At 51.6% G+C, this 21,049-nt stretch carries 21 protein-coding genes, 2 tRNA genes and 2 pseudogenes; 11 read left to right on the forward strand and 14 right to left on the reverse strand.

The features are described 5' to 3' along the window. Window positions 1-5: 5 nt before the first annotated feature. The 3 genes from A0127_RS04795 to tes all read right to left on the reverse strand — a co-directional run bounded on the left by A0127_RS04795 (window position 6) and on the right by tes (window position 4,546). Window positions 6-2,315 (reverse strand): methyl-accepting chemotaxis protein, encoded by a 2,310-nt coding sequence (locus A0127_RS04795; RefSeq protein ID WP_062388632.1) that lies wholly within the window; start codon window positions 2,313-2,315, stop codon window positions 6-8. Between the two features lie 141 nt (window positions 2,316-2,456). After that, the gene (locus tag A0127_RS04800) at window positions 2,457-2,762 is read right to left on the reverse strand and encodes a DUF3213 domain-containing protein (RefSeq protein ID WP_062388634.1); all 306 of its coding nucleotides are present in this window, start codon (window positions 2,760-2,762) and stop codon (window positions 2,457-2,459) included. 11 nt (window positions 2,763-2,773) lie between these two features. Next, window positions 2,774-4,546 (reverse strand): tetraether lipid synthase Tes, encoded by a 1,773-nt coding sequence (tes, locus tag A0127_RS04805; RefSeq protein ID WP_062388637.1) that lies wholly within the window; start codon window positions 4,544-4,546, stop codon window positions 2,774-2,776. A gap of 161 nt (window positions 4,547-4,707) precedes the next feature. On the opposite strand from tes, the gene A0127_RS04810 reads away from it, so the two are divergent. From A0127_RS04810 to A0127_RS04830, 5 genes are all read left to right on the forward strand, one after another. Continuing rightward, the gene (locus A0127_RS04810) at window positions 4,708-5,058 is read left to right on the forward strand and encodes a hypothetical protein (protein ID WP_054840826.1); all 351 of its coding nucleotides are present in this window, start codon (window positions 4,708-4,710) and stop codon (window positions 5,056-5,058) included. A 5-nt stretch (window positions 5,059-5,063) separates the two neighbouring features. Continuing rightward, on the forward strand, window positions 5,064-5,648 hold the full coding sequence (gene udg, locus A0127_RS04815; RefSeq protein ID WP_062388640.1) for a type-4 uracil-DNA glycosylase: 585 nt from the start codon (window positions 5,064-5,066) through the stop codon (window positions 5,646-5,648). Window positions 5,649-5,955: 307 nt separating this feature from the next. Then, a complete protein-coding gene (locus A0127_RS04820; RefSeq protein WP_062388645.1) occupies window positions 5,956-7,551 on the forward strand; it encodes a Na+/H+ antiporter NhaC family protein in 1,596 nt (531 codons plus the stop codon). A gap of 77 nt (window positions 7,552-7,628) precedes the next feature. Further along, window positions 7,629-8,531 (forward strand): pantoate kinase, encoded by a 903-nt coding sequence (locus A0127_RS04825; RefSeq protein ID WP_062388649.1) that lies wholly within the window; start codon window positions 7,629-7,631, stop codon window positions 8,529-8,531. A 56-nt stretch (window positions 8,532-8,587) separates the two neighbouring features. Continuing rightward, window positions 8,588-10,267, forward strand: a complete 1,680-nt coding sequence (locus A0127_RS04830; RefSeq protein ID WP_062390843.1) for an ATP-dependent DNA ligase — start codon at window positions 8,588-8,590, stop codon at window positions 10,265-10,267. On the opposite strand, the gene A0127_RS04835 is transcribed toward A0127_RS04830, so the two are convergent. After that, window positions 10,251-11,030, reverse strand: coding sequence for a hypothetical protein (locus tag A0127_RS04835; RefSeq protein WP_156471153.1), 780 nt, complete (start codon window positions 11,028-11,030; stop codon window positions 10,251-10,253). The genes A0127_RS04830 and A0127_RS04835 overlap by 17 nt on opposite strands. Window positions 11,031-11,090: 60 nt before the next feature. Between A0127_RS04835 and pyrE the strand changes: the two genes are divergently transcribed. Beyond that, the gene (gene pyrE / locus A0127_RS04840; protein WP_062388654.1) at window positions 11,091-11,648 is read left to right on the forward strand and encodes an orotate phosphoribosyltransferase; all 558 of its coding nucleotides are present in this window, start codon (window positions 11,091-11,093) and stop codon (window positions 11,646-11,648) included. On the opposite strand, the gene A0127_RS04845 is transcribed toward pyrE, so the two are convergent. Both A0127_RS04845 and A0127_RS04850 read right to left on the reverse strand, forming a co-directional pair. Next, complete coding sequence (locus A0127_RS04845; protein WP_062388657.1) at window positions 11,607-12,437, reverse strand: MinD/ParA family ATP-binding protein; 831 nt, start codon at window positions 12,435-12,437, stop codon at window positions 11,607-11,609. The two genes, pyrE and A0127_RS04845, sit on opposite strands and share 42 nt — an antisense overlap. Before the next feature lie 42 nt (window positions 12,438-12,479). After that, the gene (locus A0127_RS04850; RefSeq protein ID WP_062388660.1) at window positions 12,480-12,707 is read right to left on the reverse strand and encodes a hypothetical protein; all 228 of its coding nucleotides are present in this window, start codon (window positions 12,705-12,707) and stop codon (window positions 12,480-12,482) included. 119 nt (window positions 12,708-12,826) lie between these two features. On the opposite strand from A0127_RS04850, the gene rlmD reads away from it, so the two are divergent. After that, window positions 12,827-14,077 (forward strand): 23S rRNA (uracil(1939)-C(5))-methyltransferase RlmD, encoded by a 1,251-nt coding sequence (rlmD, locus tag A0127_RS04855; RefSeq protein WP_062390845.1) that lies wholly within the window; start codon window positions 12,827-12,829, stop codon window positions 14,075-14,077. A 69-nt stretch (window positions 14,078-14,146) separates the two neighbouring features. Next, window positions 14,147-14,572, forward strand: a complete 426-nt coding sequence (gene lrpA / locus A0127_RS04860) for an HTH-type transcriptional regulator LrpA (protein ID WP_062388662.1) — start codon at window positions 14,147-14,149, stop codon at window positions 14,570-14,572. A gap of 168 nt (window positions 14,573-14,740) precedes the next feature. On the opposite strand, the gene A0127_RS04865 is transcribed toward lrpA, so the two are convergent. After that, window positions 14,741-14,818, reverse strand: a tRNA-Tyr gene (locus A0127_RS04865). A gap of 77 nt (window positions 14,819-14,895) precedes the next feature. On the opposite strand from A0127_RS04865, the gene A0127_RS04870 reads away from it, so the two are divergent. Together A0127_RS04870 and A0127_RS04875 are read left to right on the forward strand one after the other, a co-directional pair. Then, window positions 14,896-15,474 carry a hypothetical protein gene (locus tag A0127_RS04870; protein ID WP_062388665.1) on the forward strand — a complete coding sequence of 193 codons (579 nt, stop codon included), beginning with the start codon at window positions 14,896-14,898 and terminating at the stop codon, window positions 15,472-15,474. After that, window positions 15,471-16,025, forward strand: coding sequence for an aldolase (locus A0127_RS04875; protein ID WP_062388668.1), 555 nt, complete (start codon window positions 15,471-15,473; stop codon window positions 16,023-16,025). Before A0127_RS04870 ends, A0127_RS04875 begins: the two co-directional genes overlap by 4 nt. A gap of 18 nt (window positions 16,026-16,043) precedes the next feature. On the opposite strand, the gene A0127_RS04880 is transcribed toward A0127_RS04875, so the two are convergent. The 3 genes from A0127_RS04880 to A0127_RS04890 form a co-directional block, all read right to left on the reverse strand. Beyond that, window positions 16,044-16,295 (reverse strand): UPF0147 family protein, encoded by a 252-nt coding sequence (locus A0127_RS04880; protein ID WP_011251081.1) that lies wholly within the window; start codon window positions 16,293-16,295, stop codon window positions 16,044-16,046. A gap of 104 nt (window positions 16,296-16,399) precedes the next feature. Further along, the gene (gene cobO / locus A0127_RS04885) at window positions 16,400-16,927 is read right to left on the reverse strand and encodes a cob(I)yrinic acid a,c-diamide adenosyltransferase (protein WP_062388671.1); all 528 of its coding nucleotides are present in this window, start codon (window positions 16,925-16,927) and stop codon (window positions 16,400-16,402) included. A 616-nt stretch (window positions 16,928-17,543) separates the two neighbouring features. Then, window positions 17,544-17,621: transfer RNA gene (locus A0127_RS04890), tRNA-Ala, on the reverse strand. A 166-nt stretch (window positions 17,622-17,787) separates the two neighbouring features. Here A0127_RS04890 and A0127_RS10715 point away from each other — a divergent pair. Beyond that, window positions 17,788-17,949, forward strand: a pseudogene (locus tag A0127_RS10715) (NAD-dependent malic enzyme); the annotation flags it as partial. Here A0127_RS10715 and A0127_RS04895 read toward each other — a convergent pair. The 4 genes and pseudogenes from A0127_RS04895 to A0127_RS04910 all read right to left on the reverse strand — a co-directional run. Next, a pseudogene (locus A0127_RS04895) lies at window positions 17,923-18,492 on the reverse strand (fumarate hydratase); the annotation flags it as partial. The pseudogenes A0127_RS10715 and A0127_RS04895 sit on opposite strands and share 27 nt — an antisense overlap. Before the next feature lie 57 nt (window positions 18,493-18,549). Continuing rightward, window positions 18,550-19,464, reverse strand: a complete 915-nt coding sequence (locus tag A0127_RS04900; RefSeq protein ID WP_062388674.1) for a D-2-hydroxyacid dehydrogenase — start codon at window positions 19,462-19,464, stop codon at window positions 18,550-18,552. A 3-nt stretch (window positions 19,465-19,467) separates the two neighbouring features. Continuing rightward, window positions 19,468-20,115, reverse strand: a complete 648-nt coding sequence (locus tag A0127_RS04905) for a TIGR00153 family protein (RefSeq protein WP_062388678.1) — start codon at window positions 20,113-20,115, stop codon at window positions 19,468-19,470. Between the two features lie 2 nt (window positions 20,116-20,117). After that, window positions 20,118-21,047 (reverse strand): 2-dehydropantoate 2-reductase, encoded by a 930-nt coding sequence (locus A0127_RS04910; protein WP_062388683.1) that lies wholly within the window; start codon window positions 21,045-21,047, stop codon window positions 20,118-20,120. Window positions 21,048-21,049: the final 2 nt, after the last annotated feature.

Here is a 21,049-nt window from a genome sequence, read left to right on the forward strand (position 1 = left end):
CCCTTTCACAGTTTGAACTTGCCGATGATGTCGCGCAGCTTCTCCACGATTGCCTTCAGATCTGTGGCGGCTCTCTGGAGTTCTTCTATTGCCGCTGTTTGTTCCTCAACGGCTGAACTGACTTCTTCTGCCGAGGCAGTCGTCTCCTCAGCCGAAGCAGCCAAATTCTCCAGGGCCTTAAGAGCCTTATCAACCTCCTCCTGCGTCCTAATAATCTGCTCCTTCACGTGCCCAAGGCGTGAACCAGTCTCACTAATCAGCTCGGCAATATTAGTGAGATACTCAGTCGTCTCCCTGAGAGTCTCTGAAGATTCACTGACAACACTAACACCCCTCTGTGTCGCATTCACGGCATCCTTGATCTCCTCAGTCATTTTACCAATGATCTCCTTAATATTATCCGCAGCCTTCTTGCTCTCCTCAGCCAGATTTCTAATCTCCTGGGCGACCACAGCAAAACCCCTACCAGCCTCACCAGCACGAGCAGCCTCAATGGCCGCGTTCAAGGCAAGAAGATTAGTCTGCTCCGCAATCCCAGTAATAACGTTCGTAATCTCCTCAATACTCCTGCTCATCTCATTAACCCTATTGACTGCGGCCTCTATGTTGTCCATCATCTCTTGAATACTCTGAATCTGCTGTGCTGAAACTTCTCCTTTCTCCTTGCCCTCTTCAGCAATGTGAACAACCTCGTTGACGGCCCCTTCAAACTCCTCCATTGCTCTAACGCTTTCCTCACTCATGTCAGCAACTAGTCTCATGCCTTCGGTTATCTCGTTAATGTTCTCCTGCTGGCGCTGGGCTTCAATACTAACCTGCTGCACGGCTTCGTTCACCTGGTTGATAGCCTCAGTAACATCACTAGCTATCTGAGCCAGGACGTTTGCTCTCTTGTCCAATTCGTTTGTAACGTTCACGATTTCACCGATTAGACCTTTGAGCCTGTGGGTTGTGTCCCTCAGATCTTCTAAGACCTCCCTGAGTTCTCCCTTTGCCTCGACGCTGAGGCCGTTGCTTAGATCACCCTCGGCAAGGCGCTCAAGTTTGCTCGCTATGGTGTCCAGGGCCCCCACGAGGTCTTTTCCAACCGATTCAAAGGCCTTTATAAGCGCTCCAATCTCGTCGTCTTCGAGGTACTGTATCCCTCTAAGCTTCTCCCTAACCTCGCTCAGCCTCCCCTCAGCGAGGGCCTGGGCCACGTCACGGAGCTGTTCGAGGGGCTTTAGAGTGTTGTTCAAAGTCCTGTATGCGATTCCCAGGACTATCAGGCCGAAGACCGCCGCAAGAACCGAGCCCAGTAAGGAGGTTTTTATGCCAGAGTCAACTTCCGAGTTTATCTCGCTAGCGACCCTTTCAGTATTTGCTTTTAGAGAGGAATCAATGGCGTTCATCATCGGATCAGTTAGCTCGTTTATGGGAACCGTTGCCAGGACTATCCAGCCGGTCGTTTTCATCCTCTTGTAGCCGCCTATCTTGTCCACTCCTTTGAATGTGTACCTAATCCATCCGGTCTCCTTGTTCTTGTCCAGCTCACCGGCGAGGCTTGCCAGGTTTGGATCGTCGTGGATGTTGAGCTTCTGAACGAGGCTCTCATCGGGGTGAACAATGATGGTGCCGTCTTTGTTCAAAATCGCTATGTAACCTGTCTGGCCTATCTTTATCTGCTTGGCCTGATCTATCAGAGTCGAGACGAAGACATCAACACCAATAACGCCAACAAACTCCCCGTTGATGTAAACAGGCTCAGAGAAAGTAACTATCCATTTGCCCGTTGATGCGTCTTTATAAGGCTCAGTCCACACTGGGCCGTTCTTGTCGACTGCTTCCTTATACCATGGCCTCACGCGGGGATCGTAGCCTTCTGGGAGAGGCTCGTCGGGCCACATGTACATCCCGCCGGTGGTGCTTCCGAAGTAAACGTAGGCCACGTTGGGATCGAGGTTTTTGACCATCTCAAAGCGCTTGAGGAGAAAAGCCTTGAACTGCGGATCGCTTTCGTCGTACTTCGAATACGCCTCCTGGACGTCCTGAAGGGCCACGTCCCCCATCATGCGCATCTTGTCGAAGTAGTCGTCGAAGAGCTTGGCTCCCAGCTCAGCGGCACTTATAGCTATCGTACCGGCCTCATTGGTTACGGGCTCCCGGACGCTCTTCTCCATTTCCTTGGGCAGAACTTCGTTGAGCTGAACGTCGAGTGTTTTGTGAATGTTGTTTCTCATCTTGAGGGTTGCATAACCGACTGTAGCTGAACCAATGAGGAGTGTTACAAGAACAGCGGCTATCACGGTGATAGCTATCTTCTTCCGGAATTGCAATGGGATCACCTCCAATATTGGAAGCTCTAAAATATGACTTCATTTGTTAAATCCCTTTTGTGTAGGGGATTATGTAGGTAATTACGACCCAGAAAAGGGAGAAAGTGTAAAATATAAACAAAGCAGGATGATTCAATCAAGTCAAGAATGAGAGAAAACGTTGTTCCAGCTCATGCTCTCCTCGATGAGCTCCTGAACCGTCAGGGCCTTCTCCCCAACGATTTCTGGCGTGAGCTCTTCAAGCGCCTTGAGGAGTTCTTCTCTTGGAAGCAGCTCCTCATCAAAGATTACGAAGCCGTTCTTGGCGTAGCCGTTGAGGAATATCCTCCACACTCTCTCGTCCTTCTCAAGCTCGTACTGCTTTATAGTTGCTTTTTCCCAGTTTATGTTGCCAAACTTGAAGTCAAGCCTGGTAAGCTTCTTGTTGAAGACCCTCTCTGTCGTCATCTCCCCCCACCTCACTCCTTGTTCAGCCCGAAGTAGTCCTCGATGTCGATGTAGGTCCTTCTGTAGAGCTCGCTGTTCCTCATCTTCTCCACAAACTCCTTGCTCCTGAAGTACTTGTCCTTCTTGTAGTCCCAGTCTGGGTGCAGAGCTTTCCACTCCTCCCAGGTGTAGCTGAACTGGGCCTGCACCTTGTCCCTGTAGAGCTCCGGAATGACGTTGAAGGTACAGAACGGAACTATCCTTCCGTCGGGCATCGCGTAGTGGATGACACAGCGCTCAACCCTCTCGACATCGTAGTTGTACTCGTCCATGAAGTGCATCATACCGACGAAGAGAGCGTTCTGGTGGAACTTTCCTAGGGCGTCGTAGTTGCCGTGCATGAAGGCGTTCTTGATGAGGTCGAGGACTTTGACGCCCTTCGGGGCGTACTTGTCGTCGTAGAAGCTCTTGAACTTCATGAATATCTCAGCACCGAGCTTGAGCTTCTGAAGCTTTCCGAGCTTCTTCCACTGCTCAATCTCCTCGGCTCTGCTCTCAAGGTACTCAACGAAGCCCTCAACGTCGAGGAACCTCGGGATTGGGACGACGCGCTTGTTCTCGCGGTCAAGGAAGACATAGGTAGCGGCACCGCAGGCGAAGTGGCTGGTCATGTAGTAGCGTGAACCCGTGAAGGCCTCGAAGAACCTCGCTATGTGGCCTGCTATCGGAATCGGGTACCAGTCCTCCTTGGCTATAGCCCCGTTGGTCTGCTCCTCGATCCTCTTGATGGCACCCGGTATGGTTATCCTGAACCTCTGGCGCTCCTTCTTCGGAACCCTTCCAACCTGTGAGATTGGCTGGAAGTTGACTCCCCTGACGATGTCGAGGTGGTTGAGACCGAAGTTTATAATCGCGCCGAGCTCGTGGTCGTTGACGTTTCTGATCGTGGTGGGCACGAGGACTATACCCGGCCCGCCGGCCTTCCTCACGTTCTCGAAGATGAGCGGGATCTCCCAGTGGTTCTTCCAGTTAGTCTGCGGGGTCATTCCATCATAGCTCAGGTAGAGGGTGTTGGTTCCGGCTTCCCTTATCTTCTTAACCAGCTCAGGGTCAAAGGCGAGCTTTATTCCGTCGGTGTTTAGCTGGACGTGGTCGTAGCCCTCTTCCTTCGCCATCTTGAGGATTTCGATGAGGTCTTCTCTAAGGGTAGGCTCTCCGCCGGTAAACTGGACTGCGTTGGCACCAATCGGATGCTCCTTCTTCGCGTTCCTGAGCATCATCCTTATCTGCTCAAGGGTCGGCTCGTAAATTGGCTGACCCTCCCTGGCGTAGAAGAAACAGTACCAGCAGCTCAGGTTGCAGCGGTTGGTGAGAACGATGTTGAGCAGACTGGTGTGGGAGCGGTGCCTCGGACAGAGGCCGCAGTCGAGGGGGCAGTTGACACCGGTGTTCGGGACGTTGGCGCTGAAAAGCTCTTTCTCGTCCCACTTCCACCGCTTGAACCTGTAGTACTGTTCAACATCCTCATAATAGAGGTCGGTTATCATTCCCTCAGGGCACTTCTTGGTTATCCAGACCTTACCATCCTTTTCCCAGACGAGAGCTGGGACAACCCTCCTCGTCTCGGGACAGAGTGAGTACGTCCTGTGGGGAAGGTCCCCACCGTAAGTTCTGCTGGCCTTTTTTAGAAGCTCGTAAAACTCCTCTTCGCTTATCTCAGGGAACTCAACAATATCCCTGATCCGCTTAGTGGATTCAGCAAACTCCTTTTCACCGCTGGGAATTTCGCCGATGCTTTCAGCCATAAGGCTTCACCTCTAACTCTGCTTCTGCTTGAGGTTCAATTCGCCAGTATAAAAACTTTTGCGTAAATATGAAGATTTTCCTTCATAGGTATGGGACAAAACTGGGAAGTTCCCTCAGGTTAACGTTAAAAGGAAAGCCGGGAAGTAGAGGCGGTGGTAGAATGCCTGCGCGCGACATGAGGATGGAGATGTTCGTCAGGGCGATAATGAGGAGGGATCTAACCAAGGCGAAAGGCCATATGGAGAAGCTCATTAAGATAGCAGGAAGCGACGAGTGGGGCAGGGGATACGCGAGGGCAGTTGAGGGCATAATGAACGCCGTTAAGGACAACGACACTGATTCCCTGATAGTCCAGCTCTTGACGGACAGCGACAGAGAAAGAGCAAAGGAACTTTTGAGTATGTACTCCGAAATGGCAACGCAGGAGTTCAGGGACGAGTACGAAAAGGGCTATTACACCGCCTGGACAGAGTTTTTGAAGGCCTACCTCAGCCAGAAAACTCTCGCGTGATGAATATGAAAAAGGAAGAGCTGATGAAAAAGCTTGAGGAGAAGATCAGGAACTGCCAGAAGTGCCCGCTTGGAAAGCTGAGAACGAACGCAGTTCCCGGAGCGGGGAGCTACGATGCCAAAGTAATGTTCGTCGGTGAAGCGCCGGGCTACTGGGAGGACCAGAAAGGCCTACCATTCGTCGGCAGGGCTGGGAAGCTTCTCGATGGGCTCCTAGCAGAGATAGGCTTGAGCAGGGACGAGGTGTACATCACCAACATAGTCAAGTGCAGGCCTCCGAACAACCGCGACCCGACGGAGGAAGAGATAAAGGCGTGCTCTCCCTACCTAGACAGGCAGATAGACATAATCAGGCCGAAGATCATAGTCCCGCTCGGAAGGCACTCGATGAACTACCTCCTCCGGAAGTTCGGCTTTGAGCCAGAACCTATAAGCAAGACCCACGGAAAGACCTTCGAGGCACGTACACTCTTCGGGAAAATCGTCATAATGCCGATGTACCACCCTGCGGCGGCCCTCTACAAACCGCCGCTGAGAGAAGAACTGAGGAAGGACTTTCAGAAGTTAAAGACACTTCTGGAAAATCTCTAAACTTTTTGCAGATTTAAAAGTTCCAGCAGAATAAAGCGCAATGTTATCTTTTTCTTATATCCAAACCTTTTGGAGTCGTATTGAAAGCTGAGAGATGTTTTGTATAAAAATCCAAAATATGCTTGGGAAGACTTTTATAGCTTTAGTGTCCTAATAGGTACTTGAATATCTCACTAAGTACCCTAACGACAAAGAATTGCCAAGTATGTGGCAGGAACTCGAGAAATTTAGTCAATAACACAAGAAATATAGAAAGATTTATAAAAAGTCGAATTTCCTTTGGTTAAAAATACTTGGAGGTGAAAATGTGTCGGACTTTGGTGTGCTGTCTCTGCTGCCGCCGCTGGTCGCAATTATATTAGCGATATGGACGAAGAGGGTCATACTGGCCCTATTTGCCGGTGTGTGGACTGGTGGGGTAATGGTTGCTGGATGGAACCCGATAACGGGGACGACGCAGACAATAGACTGGATCGTTCAGAATGCCGTGGACGACTGGAACGTGAAAATCCTGCTCTTTGACTTCCTGATCGGGGCAGGCGTTGGGCTGATATACAAGTCCGGCAGTGCTCACGCCATCGGTAGGGCACTGGCCAGTCGGGTGAGGACTAGCAGGGGAGCGTCTGTTATGGGCTGGCTGTTGGGAGTTCTCATATTCTTCGACGACTACACCAACACCATCATCGTCGGAAACACGATGAGGCCGATAACCGACAGGACGCGCGTCTCGAGGGAGATGCTGGCATACATAGACGATTCAACTGCAGCGCCTGTAGCAGGACTTGCAGTTGTCTCGACGTGGATAGGCTACGAGGTAGGTCTTATTGGGGATGCGTTCAAAGACCTCAACGTTGATTACGGTGCCTACGTCGCCTGGATGCACAGCGTTCCTTACAGGTTCTATTCAATTCTTGCGATACTCCTCGTCCTCATCGTGGCCTATACCCACAGGCACTATGGCCCGATGCTCCACGCCGAATACCGCGCAAGGACTACTGGAAAGGTTCTCCGCGATGGAGCAAAGCCATTGATGACGACGGAAGTTGACTTAGGGTTGCCAAAAGAGGAGGGAAGTGTGCACATCTTCATCTGGCCGATACTGACGCTGATCTTCGTGACCCTCTACGGCATGTGGTACACGGGAGGCGGAAGCGAAGCCTATGCCAAGGGCGGCCTCATGGAAGTCCTTGGAAACTCTGACTCAGCGCTGGCCCTCCTGTGGGGAAGCTTTGCCATGGTCGTGGTGGCATTTACACTCGTCCTTGCCATGAAGAAGATGACCATTGAGGAGGCCGAAGACGCGCTAGTAAGGGGAATGAAGCAGATGGTCATAGCCAACACGATACTCCTGCTGGCATGGAGTATTAAGAGTGCCACTGACGCTGTTGGAACCGCCCCATATGTAGTGGACCTGGCCAAGAGCGCAGGCGTTGGTGGAAGCTGGATACCGCTGATAGTCTTCCTGATAGCGATGTTCATCTCCTTCACCACAGGAACCAGCTGGGGAACGTTCAGCATCATGCTCCCAATAGCAATACCCCTCGCTTATGGCATCACCGGAAGGGTTGGTCCCGAAGTGTTCGCCAGCATTGGTGCAGTCTTCGCTGGAGGCATCTTCGGAGACCACTGCTCACCGATAAGCGACACGACCATTATGAGCTCCATGTTCTCCGGTTCAGATCACATTGACCACGTGACGACCCAGGTGCCCTATGCAGTAACTGCGGCCTCAGTTGGAATAGTTCTGTACCTGCTCTTTGGCATCGGAGTCCACAGCTGGATAATCCTTCTGCCGCTCGGCGTAATACTCCTTATCGGCGCCTGGTACGTACTCAGCGAATGGTACGGCAAGAAGTACGGCATCCCGCACGGAAAGGTGCCGATTTACGTCGTTGAGGAGTGAATTTCAGTCCCTTCTTTCTTTTTATATCCTGAAAGGCTTTTAAGAGCCTCTTCTGAACCATTCTGGGGTGAAAAAGCATGCTCATCAGGGCGTTTATTCCAGCTCACATAACGGCGTTCTTCGTGCCGGTGCTCCATGAAGAGCCGCTGAAGGCAGGCTCACTCGGTGCCGGTGTGAACCTCTCGAAGGGCACCAACGTCTTCGCCAGCATTGAGACTGGGACTCTTGAGAGGCACGTCCACGTTGCATTCAACGGGGAACCCGTGAAAAAAGAAGAGGCGGAGATAACCTACTACGTCGCGGAAAAGCTCGTCCCCAAGGACTTCCTTGGAGAGGTTGAGGTATGGCAGTACTTCGACTTTCCCAACGGCTACGGCTTCGGCAACAGTGCCGGCGGGGCACTGGGAACAGCTTTAACCCTAAGCTACGCCTTTGGCGGGACGTGGCTCAGAGCTTCTCAGTTAGCCCACGAGGCTGAGGTAAAGCATAAGGGCGGCCTCGGTGATGTGATCGGCCAGCTCGCTGGGGGGATTGAGGTAAGGATAAAGCCCGGCGCTCCGGGGATAGGAGTTACCGACAACCTGTTCTTTGAGGACTACAAGGTTCTCGTGGTGCCTCTCGGCAGGCTTTCAACGAAGGAAGTTCTTGATGGAGACGTTGTAAAGGCCATTGAAGCCGAGGGCCGAAAGGCGCTTGAGGAACTCCTGAAGGATCCAAAGCCCGAGAGAATGATGGTTCTGGCCAGAAACTTTGCGGAAAAGACCGGCCTCCTCTCGGGAGAACTCCTTGAGATAGCGAGGGAACTGGACAGAGCCCTGAAGAACCCGAGCTCAATGATAATGCTCGGGAAGGGCCTTTTTGCACTTGTCCAAGAAAAGGAGGAAGAAAATGCCAAGAACTTGCTGGCAGACATGAGCCTTCCTTACGACATAGCCGAGATATACACAGAGAGGCCGAAGGTAGGGCGCTGGGTTGAGTAGCCCGCTACCCTTTTATTCTCCTCGCCGTATTTTATCCGGTGGTGAGAATGGGAGATATGCGCTACTCTGAACTGGCCGACCTCTACAGGCGGCTCGAAAAGACCACACTGAAGACCCTGAAGACGAAGTTCGTTGCCGATTTTCTGAAGAAGACCCCGGACGACCTCCTTGAGATAGTTCCATACTTGATCCTTGGGAAGGTCTTTCCGGACTGGGACGAGAGGGAGCTCGGCGTAGGAGAGAAGCTCCTAATAAAAGCAGTTTCAATGGCAACGGGAGTCCCTGAAAAAGAAATAGAAGACTCCATAAGGGACACGGGCGACCTCGGCGAGAGTGTAGCCCTTGCCATCAAGAAAAAGAAGCAGAAGAGCTTCTTCTCACAGCCGCTGACAATAAAACGTGTCTATGATACCTTCGTCAAAATAGCTGAAGCCCAGGGCGAGGGCAGCCAAGACAGGAAGATGAAGTATCTGGCGAACCTCTTCATGGACGCTCAACCTGAGGAGGGGAAGTATATAGCGAGAACCGTTCTTGGAACGATGAGGACCGGCGTTGCCGAAGGACTGCTTAGGGACGCGATAGCCGAGGCATTCAAGGTGAAGCCCGAGTTAGTTGAGAGGGCCTACATGCTAACGAGCGACTTCGGCTACGTAGCCAAAATAGCCAAGCTCGAAGGCAACGAGGGGCTCTCAGAGGTTAGGATACAGATAGGAAAGCCGATAAGGCCGATGCTGGCCCAGAACGCGGCGAGCGTTAAGGATGCCCTCATTGAGATGGGTGGCGAGGCCGCCTTTGAGATAAAGTACGACGGAGCGAGAGTTCAGGTTCACAAGGACGGAGATAAGGTCATAGTATATTCTAGGAGACTTGAAAACGTCACGAGGTCAATTCCAGAAGTTGTGGAGGCAATAAAAGCTGCCGTTAAACCGAAAAAGGCCATAGTCGAGGGAGAGCTTGTTGCAGTGGGTGAAGGCGGAAAGCCAAGGCCCTTCCAGTATGTGCTGAGGCGCTTTAGGAGGAAGTACAACATAGACGAGATGATCGAAAAGATTCCGCTCGAGCTGAACCTCTTCGATGTAATGTTCGTCGACGGCGAGAGTCTGATAGAGACGAAGTTCATTGACAGGAGAAAGAAGCTTGAAGAGATTGTTGAGGAAAGTGAAAAAGTAAAGCTCGCAGAACAGCTGATAACCAAGAAGGTCGAAGAAGCGGAGGCCTTCTACAAGAGGGCCCTTGAGCTGGGCCATGAAGGAGTCATGGCAAAGAGGCTCGATGCCGTCTACGAGCCCGGAAACCGCGGAAAGAAGTGGCTCAAGGTCAAACCCACGATGGAAAACCTCGACCTTGTAATCATCGGTGCGGAGTGGGGCGAAGGCAGGAGGGCGCACCTACTCGGCTCGTTCCTCGTGGCTGCTTATGACCCGCACAGCGGAGAGTTTGTTCCGGTTGGAAAGGTTGGGAGCGGCTTCACAGACGAGGATCTGATCGAGTTCACCAAGATGCTCAAGCCCTACATAGTACGCCAGGAGGGCAAGTTCGTGGAGATAGAGCCGAAGTTCGTCATAGAGGTCACCTACCAGGAGATACAGAAGAGCCCGAAGTACAAGAGCGGCTTCGCCCTGAGGTTCCCGCGCTACGTCGCTCTTAGGGAAGATAAAAGCCCCGAGGAGGCCGATACAATAGAGAGGGTAGCGGAGCTCTACGAGCTCCAGGAAAAATTTAAGGCGAAGAAGTGAATTCCATACCATCGTCCTCGCTGAATGATATTCCCCTTTCATTCCAGAACTCCTGAGCTTTCTTTTTTCTTTCCTCTAGAGCTCTTCTTGCCATTCTGTGAGCTACCCCAAAGGCCTCGTCCACGTGGTAGTAGGTGTAAACAATCGCGGCGATTCCCATGATTGAGGCCAGCGGGGAGAGGTCTGAAATGGCCAGCGTTACAAATACCGGGGCGTCGTAGAGGGTGTGAAGCAACGCCGCCTTCAAATAACCTGAAAGGAGTGAGCCTTTTAGAGCATCCTCAAGGGCGATCGCCGTGAAGGAAACATGATACATGACCACGACAATTCTAAGGAGAGCGCCCAGGATGTTGCCGGAGAAGAAAAGAGTTATCCCGTAAAGAACGGCCTCTATAACTGCGAATATTAAAGCAACCTTGACAGTAAGCCTCCAGCGGTAGAGTTCATCTCCACCACGGAGATACGGAGAGAGCTTTGCCCCTTCCTCTACAAAACCAGCTACGAGCGGCAGGAACAGAAGGCCCGCATCAGAAGAAATGGGATACAACACGAGGAGTTCAAGGACGGCAGCTCCTCCAAATGCCAGGAATCCATATTTCAGGGCTTTTCCTGTCTCCACTATAGGGGTTATCCTGTCCAACTCAGAGAGCCAGCTATTGGTTTTTCCGTAAAGCTTTACACCAACGAACACTGCGAATATCAAGTACAGTATCAGCAGGATTTCACTCACCATGAGATCACCATTAACACTGTTGATGGTCATTTTAAAAGCTTTGCCCGGCAGATTTTTATATCCTTACTCTCAGCTGAGCTGGGGATTGTCATGAAGAACTCAAAAGACGAACTGATACGGCTCTTTTTTGACGAAGAGGCGATACTATTCGGCCGCTTCATACTGACGTCGGGGAAGAAGAGCGACTACTACATAAACGTCAAGAAGCTCAGCACCAAACCTCATGCGCTCAAGCTCATAGCAAAGCTCATGGCAGAGGAAGCTCAGAAAAGAGGGATAGCCTTTGATAGGGTCGCCGGGCCAGAACTCGGGGCCATCCCGATAGCCACCGCCCTTGCATTGGAAACGGAAAAACCGCTCGTAATCGTCAGGAAAAAACCAAAGGGGCACGGAACTGGAAGCCAGCTTGAGGGTGAGGTTAAAGCGGGTGATAAAGTTCTCCTTGTCGAAGACGTCACTACGACGGGTGGAAGCGTCTTGAAGGCTGCGGAAGTTCTCGAAAGGGAAGGTGCAGAAATAGCGGCCGTAATGGTTGTCGTTGACAGAGAAGAAGGAGCCGAGGAGGCCATAGGCGCAAAATACACTTTCCTCCCACTGGTCAGGGTCTCAGAGCTTTTTGCCAGAAGGGAAGAGCCTCAGAAAGAGTGAACGGAGCGTATCAAGAAAGCTATCGATTAGACCTCTTTTTATTTCCACGTTAAAGATCCATTCTCTAAGGACATCGCCGGCCATCCTGATATCCCTGGCTGCACGGGAGTGCGGGACGTTCACAACAACAGGGATTCCCCTGTTTTGACTCGCTGGAACAGCGGGGTCAAAGGAAACTATGCCCACAACGGGAACGCCAACGCTCTCCTCAAGGTACTCAACGATGTCATCAACTATTGGCTTTTCCTCCCGGATCTTGTTCAATATGACTCCAACTTTGAGACCGTAGGCTTCTCCAAGGGCTTTGAGCTTGTCCACCTCGTTTTCCACCATCTTCCTGAAGGAGTGAACCGGACATCTCCCAAGCTCCACTACAATCAGCTGGTACTGAGCGAGCCTGAAGGTGGAAATGGTATCAAAGGGAATTCCAACGGGAGAGTCAATGAATGTTACATCGTAATTCTCCGCCGCTTCACGCACAATATCTCTGAGTCGCTTTTCATCCATTGTGAGGATATCAAACAGCTTTGAACTGCCGGGGAGGACATCAACTCCAGTCTTGACGTCGTGGTAGATAGCATCCTTGAGTCTGGTATCTGGATTAGACAGAAGGGTGTGGAGGTTTGTGACGGGGTTGTAGATACCGAAATGAAAGGCCAGCTTTGGAAGGTAGAGGTCGCCGTCAATAACAAGCGTCTTATAACCGCTCAAAGAAAAATATGTTGAGAGGTTAGCGCTCATCGTTGTTTTTCCTGCCCCGCCCCTCCCTGTGATCACAATAGCAACCATGTTAATCAGCTCTCCTCGTATCGTTTGCTTAATATTAATCAGTCATACTTCAGAGCCGAAGTAGTCCTCTAAAGTTTTAGCCCTGACCATAATGGAAGCTTTATCAACCCCATAGAAGACTTCGACGAGACCTTCAGACTCAAGCTCCTTGACGGTCTTTAACAGCGCCGGAGCAGGAGTTTCAAGCTCTGCGCTCAGCTTGTGGAGTGCTACCGCCCTCTTCTTGGTGCTCAAAACCTTATAGACAACATCCTTACGGCGGCCGAACATGAACCCGGCACCAATAATACTACGTTGGAGACCTAAATAAACCTTCTGTGAACATTTTTGTCGAATCGTCAGCTCGGCAGATTTATAAAAAGGCACGCAAAATTGAGACCATGAGCGTGATCAGGGGAACCATCGAAAGACTCAGCGACGACGGACTCGGGATAATCAGAGCCGGTAGAAGGGAGATTCTCGTCCCGTATGCTGCTCCAGGCGATGTGGTGGAAGTAGCCAGCTGGAGGAGGAAAAAGAAGAAGCTTATAGCGACGGACTTTAAAGTTCTTGAAAAATCACCAATCCGGATTGAACCCAAATGTCCGTACTTTGGCGTATGTGGCGGCTGTCTTCTTCAGCATCTCCCCTACGAGAAGCAGGTGGAGTTCAAGAGTGAGAAGCTCTCCAGGTATATCGGGACGGACGTTGATGTGATGCCTTCTCCCGTAATCTATGGACACAGAAACAGGATAGACGTCGTTATAAGCACAGGGGGAATAGGGTTCAGGAGATACGGAACGTGGTGGGACGTAGTCAATATTGAGGAATGTCCCGTTTTTGGGAAGACAAGCCGAAAGGTTCTGAAGTCCCTGCGGGAATTCATAGAAGATGAAAAGCCGACGTTGTACGAGATAAGAGAGAATAAGGGCCTTTTGAGATACATTGTCATGAGAGAGGGCAAGTTCACAGGCGAGCTTATGGTGAATCTCGTAACTTCAGAGGGCGAGCTCCCGGAGAGCTTTCCAGAATACTTCCCGTACGCAACTTCCATCTACTGGAGCGTGAACAGGACCGAGAGCGACGTCTCTTACGGAGATGTAGAGAGGTACTGGGGTGAGCCCTTCATAAGGGAGAAGATCGACGACGTTACTTATCTTGTCCATCCAAACAGCTTCTTCCAGACGAACAGCTACCAGGCCGTTAACCTCGTCCGAAAAGTGGCCGAGCTGGTGGAAGGTGAGAAGGTTCTCGACCTCTACTCCGGCGTTGGAACGTTCGGAATCTATCTTGCGAAGAGGGGCTTCAAAGTAGAAGGAATCGAGATAAACCCGTTCGCGGTTGAGATGGCAAAGAAAAACGCCCAGATCAACGGAGTTGATGCAGAATTCCGCGTCGGAGAAGACAAGGACGTTGATAACCTCTCCGAATATGACACAGTGGTAGTTGATCCTCCCAGGGCCGGTCTCCATCCCAAGCTCGTTAGGAAAATCTTAAAAGACAGGCCTGAGACCCTCGTTTACGTGTCCTGCAATCCAAAGACTCTCTCTCAAAACCTCAAAGAGCTCTCGGAAAGCTACAAGATTGAAGAGGCCGTTGGCCTCGATATGTTTCCGCACACGCCCCACGTTGAGGCAGTCCTCAAACTCAGAAAAGTTTGAATAATAAACCAAAAAATCCGATACCTTAATAAAGGATTAGTGCGTATTTGAAACTTAGGTGGTGAGATTATGTTAGACGAGAGGGACAAGATTATACTTGAGATGCTCACCAAGGATGCTCGAACACCATTCACCGAGATAGCAAAGGTACTGGGGATAAGCGAAACGGCCGTGAGGAAGAGAGTCAAGGCCCTTGAGGAGGCTGGAGTAATAAAGCAGTACACAATCGTCGTTGACCCGGCGAAGCTTGGTTACAACCTGGTCAGCATTACCGGAGTGGATACGAAGCCGGAGAAGATATTCGAGGTAGCCAACAAGCTCAAGGAGTTTGACTTCGTCAAGCACGTCTACCTGACCAGCGGCGACCACATGATAATGGCCGAGGTATGGGCTAGGGACGGAGAGCACCTTTCCGAGATAATCTCGGAGAAGATAGGAAGAATTGACGGCGTTACTAAGGTCTGCCCGGCGATTATCCTCGAGAAGATGAAGTGAGAACTTTTCTTTTCTCTCTTTTACCATCCTATGCACCACCCTTCCATATTAGATGCCTTATACTTCAAAATTCAGGAGTAATCACATTCCGGGATAAACAGAACCAACAGCCTAGGAGACTTCTTAAAAACGGAATTGGCAACGTTAAGAACCATCGAAGAATTCTGGTGGTCCCGCGGCCCGGATTTGAACCGGGGACCTGCGGATCTACAGTCCGCCGCCACTCCCAGGCTAGGCTACCGCGGGACCCTACTGGGCAGCCCGTTCCATAATCGCTGGAGTAGGTTTATAAATTTTTCTCTCATTCTCAGCTCGGTGAGAACATGAGGGCCTACGACCCGGTAACGGTTGCCATTCCTCTCGCTTACAGGCTTGAAAAGATAATGCTGGAGAAGAAGTCCCTCCCGAGCGGCGACGAAGTGAAGACAATCTTGAAAGAGCTTGGACTTGAGGAGCTCTACTCCGGGAAGGGACTCGCGCTCCTGAGAAACCAAGACGTTGTTGTTTTGGTATTCCCACGTGAGAGCCTTGTGATCGACGTAATACCCGCGACCGGAGAGGTCAGCGACGCGCTTGAAGTCATTGCCTACCACGACAGAAAGCTCAACGCCCTCATCCTCGAAGTTCTTCCGGCGAACGACATAGAGTACGAGGGGAACATTGGAGTTGAGCCTGCGATAATCAGCCTCGAGAGTGGGGAGCTTGAGAGTGCCCCCGTCTTCGGAGACTTTAGGGAAGGGGAAGATGGGATTTACCTCGTAATAGACAAGGACACCTTCCAGAGGTGGAAAGAGAGTGGAAAGCTCGACGTTTGTCCGATCTGTGGTGGTGGACTATCCTGGAGAGGGAAGAAGGCCATCTGCCTGGACTGCGGCTACGGAGTGAAGGTGGTGGAAGAATGAGGACTGCAAAAGCCCAGCTTGTGAAGTACTCAAGAAAAGCCCACGAGAGGGGCCTGACTGCGGCATTCGGTGGAAACTTGAGCATAAGGGTTGGAGATTTAGTCTTCATTAAGGCCACCGGCTCCGTGATGGACGAGATGACTCCGGAGCAGGTCGCTGTAGTTACTCTCGACGGAAAACAGGTAAGCGGCGTTAGGCCCTCTTCAGAATACCGCCTGCACCTTGCAATATATCATGAGAGACCCGACGTTAAAGCCATCGCCCACCTGCACCCACCGTACTCGATAGTTGCTTCCACACTGCTCACTGGAGAGCTTCCAATACTCACTCCAGAGGCCGAGATATACCTCGGCAGGATTCCAATAGCATCTTTCAGGCCGGCAGGAACCGAAGAGCTGGCAGCGGTTGTGGCTGAGAAAATCAGGAAGGCGGACGCGGTTCTTATGGAGAGGCACGGAATTGTCGCCGTTGGAAGGAGTCTCAGAGAAGCGTTCTACAAGGCGGAACTCGTAGAGGAAAGCGCAAAACTGTGGTATCTGAGCAGGAAATGAGCGGAAAAAACCAAAGGCTCACTTGACCTGCTCAAGAGCACCGAGGACCTCCCAGATTATAGTCCTTGTGTGCATCGGCATGTTCGGGTCTTCGCTGATTTCTTCAAGGATGGCTATAGCGTCCGCCGCCCTAACGGCCGGGTCGCGGCTCTCATCGAGGAGAACTTCAATGGCCTGCTCGGCGGCCCTCCTAATGTTCCTCGGGACAACGGTGTCCTGAACGACCTGCTCCTTGAGAACCTGCACAATCTGCTGGATAAGCTCGCTCATCTCTCCTCACCCCCTTCGCTTCTTTAATAAAAAATTGTAACTAAAACTTCCTCGGCTTATCTTAAGCTTTACTAACTAAAAAGCTTTTCGGTCAATTGTCGAAATCAATATTCAACACCGCGTCTCGCCAGTATCCCTCTCTGGTACGGATGCTTGACTTCCCTCATTTCAGTCACGTAGTCGGCCAGCTCGAAAAGCTCCTCCGGGCAGTATCTTCCCGTGAGAACGAGTTCCGTGTTTTCAGCTTTGCCCTTTATCAGTTCCTTAACTTCCCCAACATCGAGCATTCCAAAGCCGAGGGAGACGCAGACCTCATCGAGGATAACGAGGTCCCACTCACCGCTTGAAGCCAGTTCTTTCGCTCTTTCAAGTGCCCTCTTTGCCGCTTTTATGTCCTCCTCACTTGGTTTTCCATGGACAAAGCCCGGCAGACCAAAGGACTCAATGAGGGCACCACATTCCTCTATCTTCTTCTGCTCTCCGTAGACCTTGGGAGCTTTCATGAACTGTACTATGGCAACCTTTCCGCCAGAACCAAGCATCCTCACGGCGAGTCCAAACGCAGCCGTGGTCTTTCCCTTTCCGTTGCCAGTGTATATGTGAACCAAACCAAGTCTGTCCTTCCAGCTCATTGTTTTCACCATCGGACATAATCTCCAGCCCTTTTATATGTTTGCCAAGAAACTTTGCCCGACAAAGTTTCATCAAAGTTTGTAGCTCCTTCTTCCCAAGAATGTTTTATTCAAGATTTTGGACTGCAAGTGCTCATTTTTGAGTGAGAACATGCTTGGAAAGACTTCTCAAAAAGTGTTTTCTTTCCTTTGACGCCCAAAGGGAATCGATTTAGGGCTAAACACGCGTTAAACTGGTGAGTTTGAGAGTTCTCACATTCAAGAACAGCTGTTTGGTGGGAAAAGCACGACGAATTAGGATTCTAAAAAAGAGCTACGAACCCTGATCAAACTTCGCGCAGGAGGCTTTTGGGAAAAGCTTGACCAAAAGTGCGCCCTTCTTCTCGAACTTTCCTTATTGATGAGTGTATGCTCTACCAGAAAGCAAGTTCACGCGGGTTTACTCCCAAAATCTCTCGTTAATAATGATTTCAAACTTTCTTTTAGCGCTCTTCGAGCGCTATACTGTGAGAAAATCCTGTAAATCTAGCAACTCGATAGTAAACCCTCTCAAAAGCTAGCTCATTAAAAACACATACCAACTTTCCACCAGCGCTTTCGCAAGAAAGGACTGTTATGGTGGACCGGGCGGGATTTGAACCCGCGGCCTCCGCCTTGCGAGGGCGGCGCTCATACCAGGCTGAGCTACCGGCCCACACCCGGTATTAGTGAACCATCCCCTGCTTTAAAAAGTTTTGGTCGTTAATCCGGATAGGCGTCTGTGAGGACAGAGAGGTACGTTGTTACACAAAAACGAGTTTATTTTCCAGTGGAAGGGTAGAGTTTTTAACATTCATAAGATTACTAATCCCGGTGATGACATGAATCCCCTTGAATTCCACAGGGACAACTTCCCCGGAAATGGGAAGATAGAGGTCATACCGAAGGTTTCAGTTACCAGAGAAACCCTGACCCTTGCTTACACTCCGGGCGTAGCCGAACCTTCGAAGGCAATAGCCAACGGCGCCGATCCCGAGAATTACGGGCGGGCAGGGCTTTCCGCCGCACTCCTTCACCCGCTCGAGGACGAAGCGCTTAACGCCCTCCCACCCTTCAGCTGGAGTCAGCATCGCCAAGGCGGAGCAGTTCTCGCTCCTGCCGCCCTTCGGGAGAACGGCTGTCTCAAGGTCGTCCCCACCAACCAGCTCCCAGTGGATCACGGGTACGCCCTTCCCCGTGTTGTCGCCCGAGTTTTTGCTGGTAAGAACGTCAACGGCGTTGGGCCTCAGCGGAATCCCAAAGGTTGCCCTCCTCGTTGCCTCTATGATCGCCCCCTCAATCTCGCCCAGGTAAGGGCTTTCAACGCCCGCCTTCACAAAAAAGGTCAGCGTCCCCGTGTCCTGGCAGACAGGAACTTTCCTGGATTTTCCAATCTCGATTGCCTTCAAAGTGTTGCAGAGGTTGAACCTCGCTATTTCACTCTGCTCGCTCTCGTAGGCTCGCCTGAGGGCTTCAACAGTGTCCGCGGGAATTGTCGTGACCGCGAGTTTGATGGCATCAACGATAGGGTCAACGAGGTCTTTCAATAGACACTCACCGATCAAAAATGAGAAATGGTACTTAAAAAGTTTGACAAAATGGAGTCAGCCCTTGAGGGCTTCCACTATCTTCTCGGCAACCTCGACGCCGGCCCTCATCTGGGCCTCAACCGTCGAAGCTCCGATGTGCGGCGTTAGAACGACGTTGTCGAGCTTTGTGAGCGGGTGGTCCTTCGGTAGAGGCTCCTCCTCGAAGACATCAAGGCCTGCTCCCGCGATCCAGCCCTCCTGGAGAGCCTTGACGAGGGCATCGGTGTCAACAACAGCCCCCCTCGCGGCGTTGATGAGTATGGCGGTCGGCTTCATGAGCTTGAGCCTCTCTTCGTTGATGAGGTGATAGGTGGTTTCCACGAGCGGGACGTGGAGGGTAACGACGTCGCTCTCCCTGAGGAGTTCCTCAAGCGGAACGAACTTTCCTCCGACTTCCTTCGCCCTCTCCTCGTTCGGGTACGGGTCGTAGAGGAGGACGTTCATGCCGAGGGCGTTCGCTATCTTCGCGACCTGGTAGCCTATCCTTCCGAAGCCGACGACTCCAATGGTCTTGCCCTCAAGCTCAATCCCCATGCACTGCTTCTTGGCCCAGACGCCTTCCCTCATCTTCCTGTCTGCGAAGGCTATCTTCCTTGCTACCGCAAAGACAAGGCCGATGGCCAGCTCGGCAACGCTCCTGGAACTTGCTCCAGGGCTGTTTACGACCTTAATTCCCCTCTCCTCGGCGGCCTTGAGGTCAATGTTGTCGAGGCCAACACCGGCCCTCCCTATGACCTTGAGCTTTGGAGCGGCCTCGATGACCTTCCGGGTTACCTTCGGCTTGCTTCTAACGATTATCGCATCAACATCCTTGACAAGTTCAACAAGCCTGTCCTCGTCTGGATACTCCTCGTAAATGACTTCAAAACCAGCCTTCTTCAGAACCTCTATAGCTTTCTCATGAAGCGGAGCGGCAACGAGAACCTTCATCCTTCATCCCCTCCTCTTTATTGCCATCAGCATGACCTGATCCGAGGCGTCCTCGGCACGGTCGGCGATGTCGCCGATCTTTGTGAGCGCTTGGTTCCATATTAACTTTGCGTAGGTTGTTATGGTCTCGCTCTCAAAGACCTTTTCCTTAACGTCGTACTCTATTTTATCGGCACTCTCCTCAGCATCCTCCGTCTTTTTAGCCAGCTCAAGGGCTTTATCCACGTCCTCGTTGAGGGCCTTGACGGCTTCCTTGAGGATTCTAAAGGTTTCTATGGCGGAATCTACGAGGCTAAGTATGTCCCCCTTAACTTCCGCCGGAACTTTGGGTTTAGCTAGGATCAGCGTGTGTGATGCGCTCTCGGCGGCATCGGCCACCTGATCTACAAGCTCGCTAAGCCTCACGTAGTCCCCCCTGCTGACCGGGAGAAAGGCCCCCTCGTAGAGCATCAGTTCAATGCTCCTTCTCAGCCCGTCTGCTTCGGTCTCAAGCCTTGAGACTTCTTCCTCCATCTCCTTTGCCCTGTTGAAGTCCCCATTTAGGTAAGCCTCCACCAGTTCCCGAAATGCCGTGAGGGCCTTCTCAACGACCTCAAGGTGCTTGTTAATTGCCTCAAAGACGTCGGTCTCTTTTCCACCGAACAGTGACATTCTCAACACCCCTCGCTAATATTTCTGGGCCTACCCCTATTTATCCTTTCCTTCGCCTTGACGAGCACCCAGAGAAGCTCGTTCCTAGGCGCTTCCAGCCCAACGGAGCGGGCGTACTCAACTATTTTACCGTGTATATAGTCAACCTCGGTCTCCCGCCCGCGGCGGATGTCCTGGAGCGTCGAATTGTAGTTTTCCCGCGTCCTCTCTATGGTGTCCCAGAGGAGTTCAAGCGGGTGAACCTCAAACTCAACGCCCAACTGCTGGGCCACAATACAACCTTCCCGTGCTATATCAACGGAAATCCCCTCGAGGTGCGGGTCGTCCTTAAGGTGGCCGTTTTTCACCTCTAAAACCGTTCCAAGTCCGTTTATTACGGAGTTCACTATCGTCTTTGCCCACTTCCAGCCGATCGCGTTTTCCGTTACGCTCGTTTCTATTCCAGCGTCGTTGAAGACTGAAGCAACTTCATCAACAAAGTTGTCTTTTCCAGTGGGATACCTGCCGATCACCGTTATCCCCCTCCCTGCCCAGAGAACCCTGCCCCACTCAACCAGCATCGCCCCGTTGGTAGTCACTCCCCCCATCACGTTGGGTGTGTACTTAAGCGCAAGCTCTTCGTTCCCAAGGCCGTTCTGTATGCTCAGAATCCATGTGTCCCTCCCTATGCATTGCTTGGCACACTCGAGGGCTGTCTTCGTCGAGTAGGACTTAACCGCGAGGATGAGCAGGTCTGGTGGCTCCTCTGGAGCATAGATTGTGGCCTTTGGCTTCACGGTGAATTCCCCAGCACCGATGACCTGCAACCCGTTCTTGTTTATGGCATCAACCTGCTCTCTCCGTCCGATTAGTGTCACGTCGTTCCCAGCCCTAGCCAGAAGAGCGCCGAAGAGGGAGCCGATACTGCCAGCGCCGAGAACGTATATCTTCATCC

It is taken from the genome of Thermococcus peptonophilus (assembly GCF_001592435.1).
In the GTDB taxonomy this organism is placed as follows: domain Archaea; phylum Methanobacteriota_B; class Thermococci; order Thermococcales; family Thermococcaceae; genus Thermococcus; species Thermococcus peptonophilus.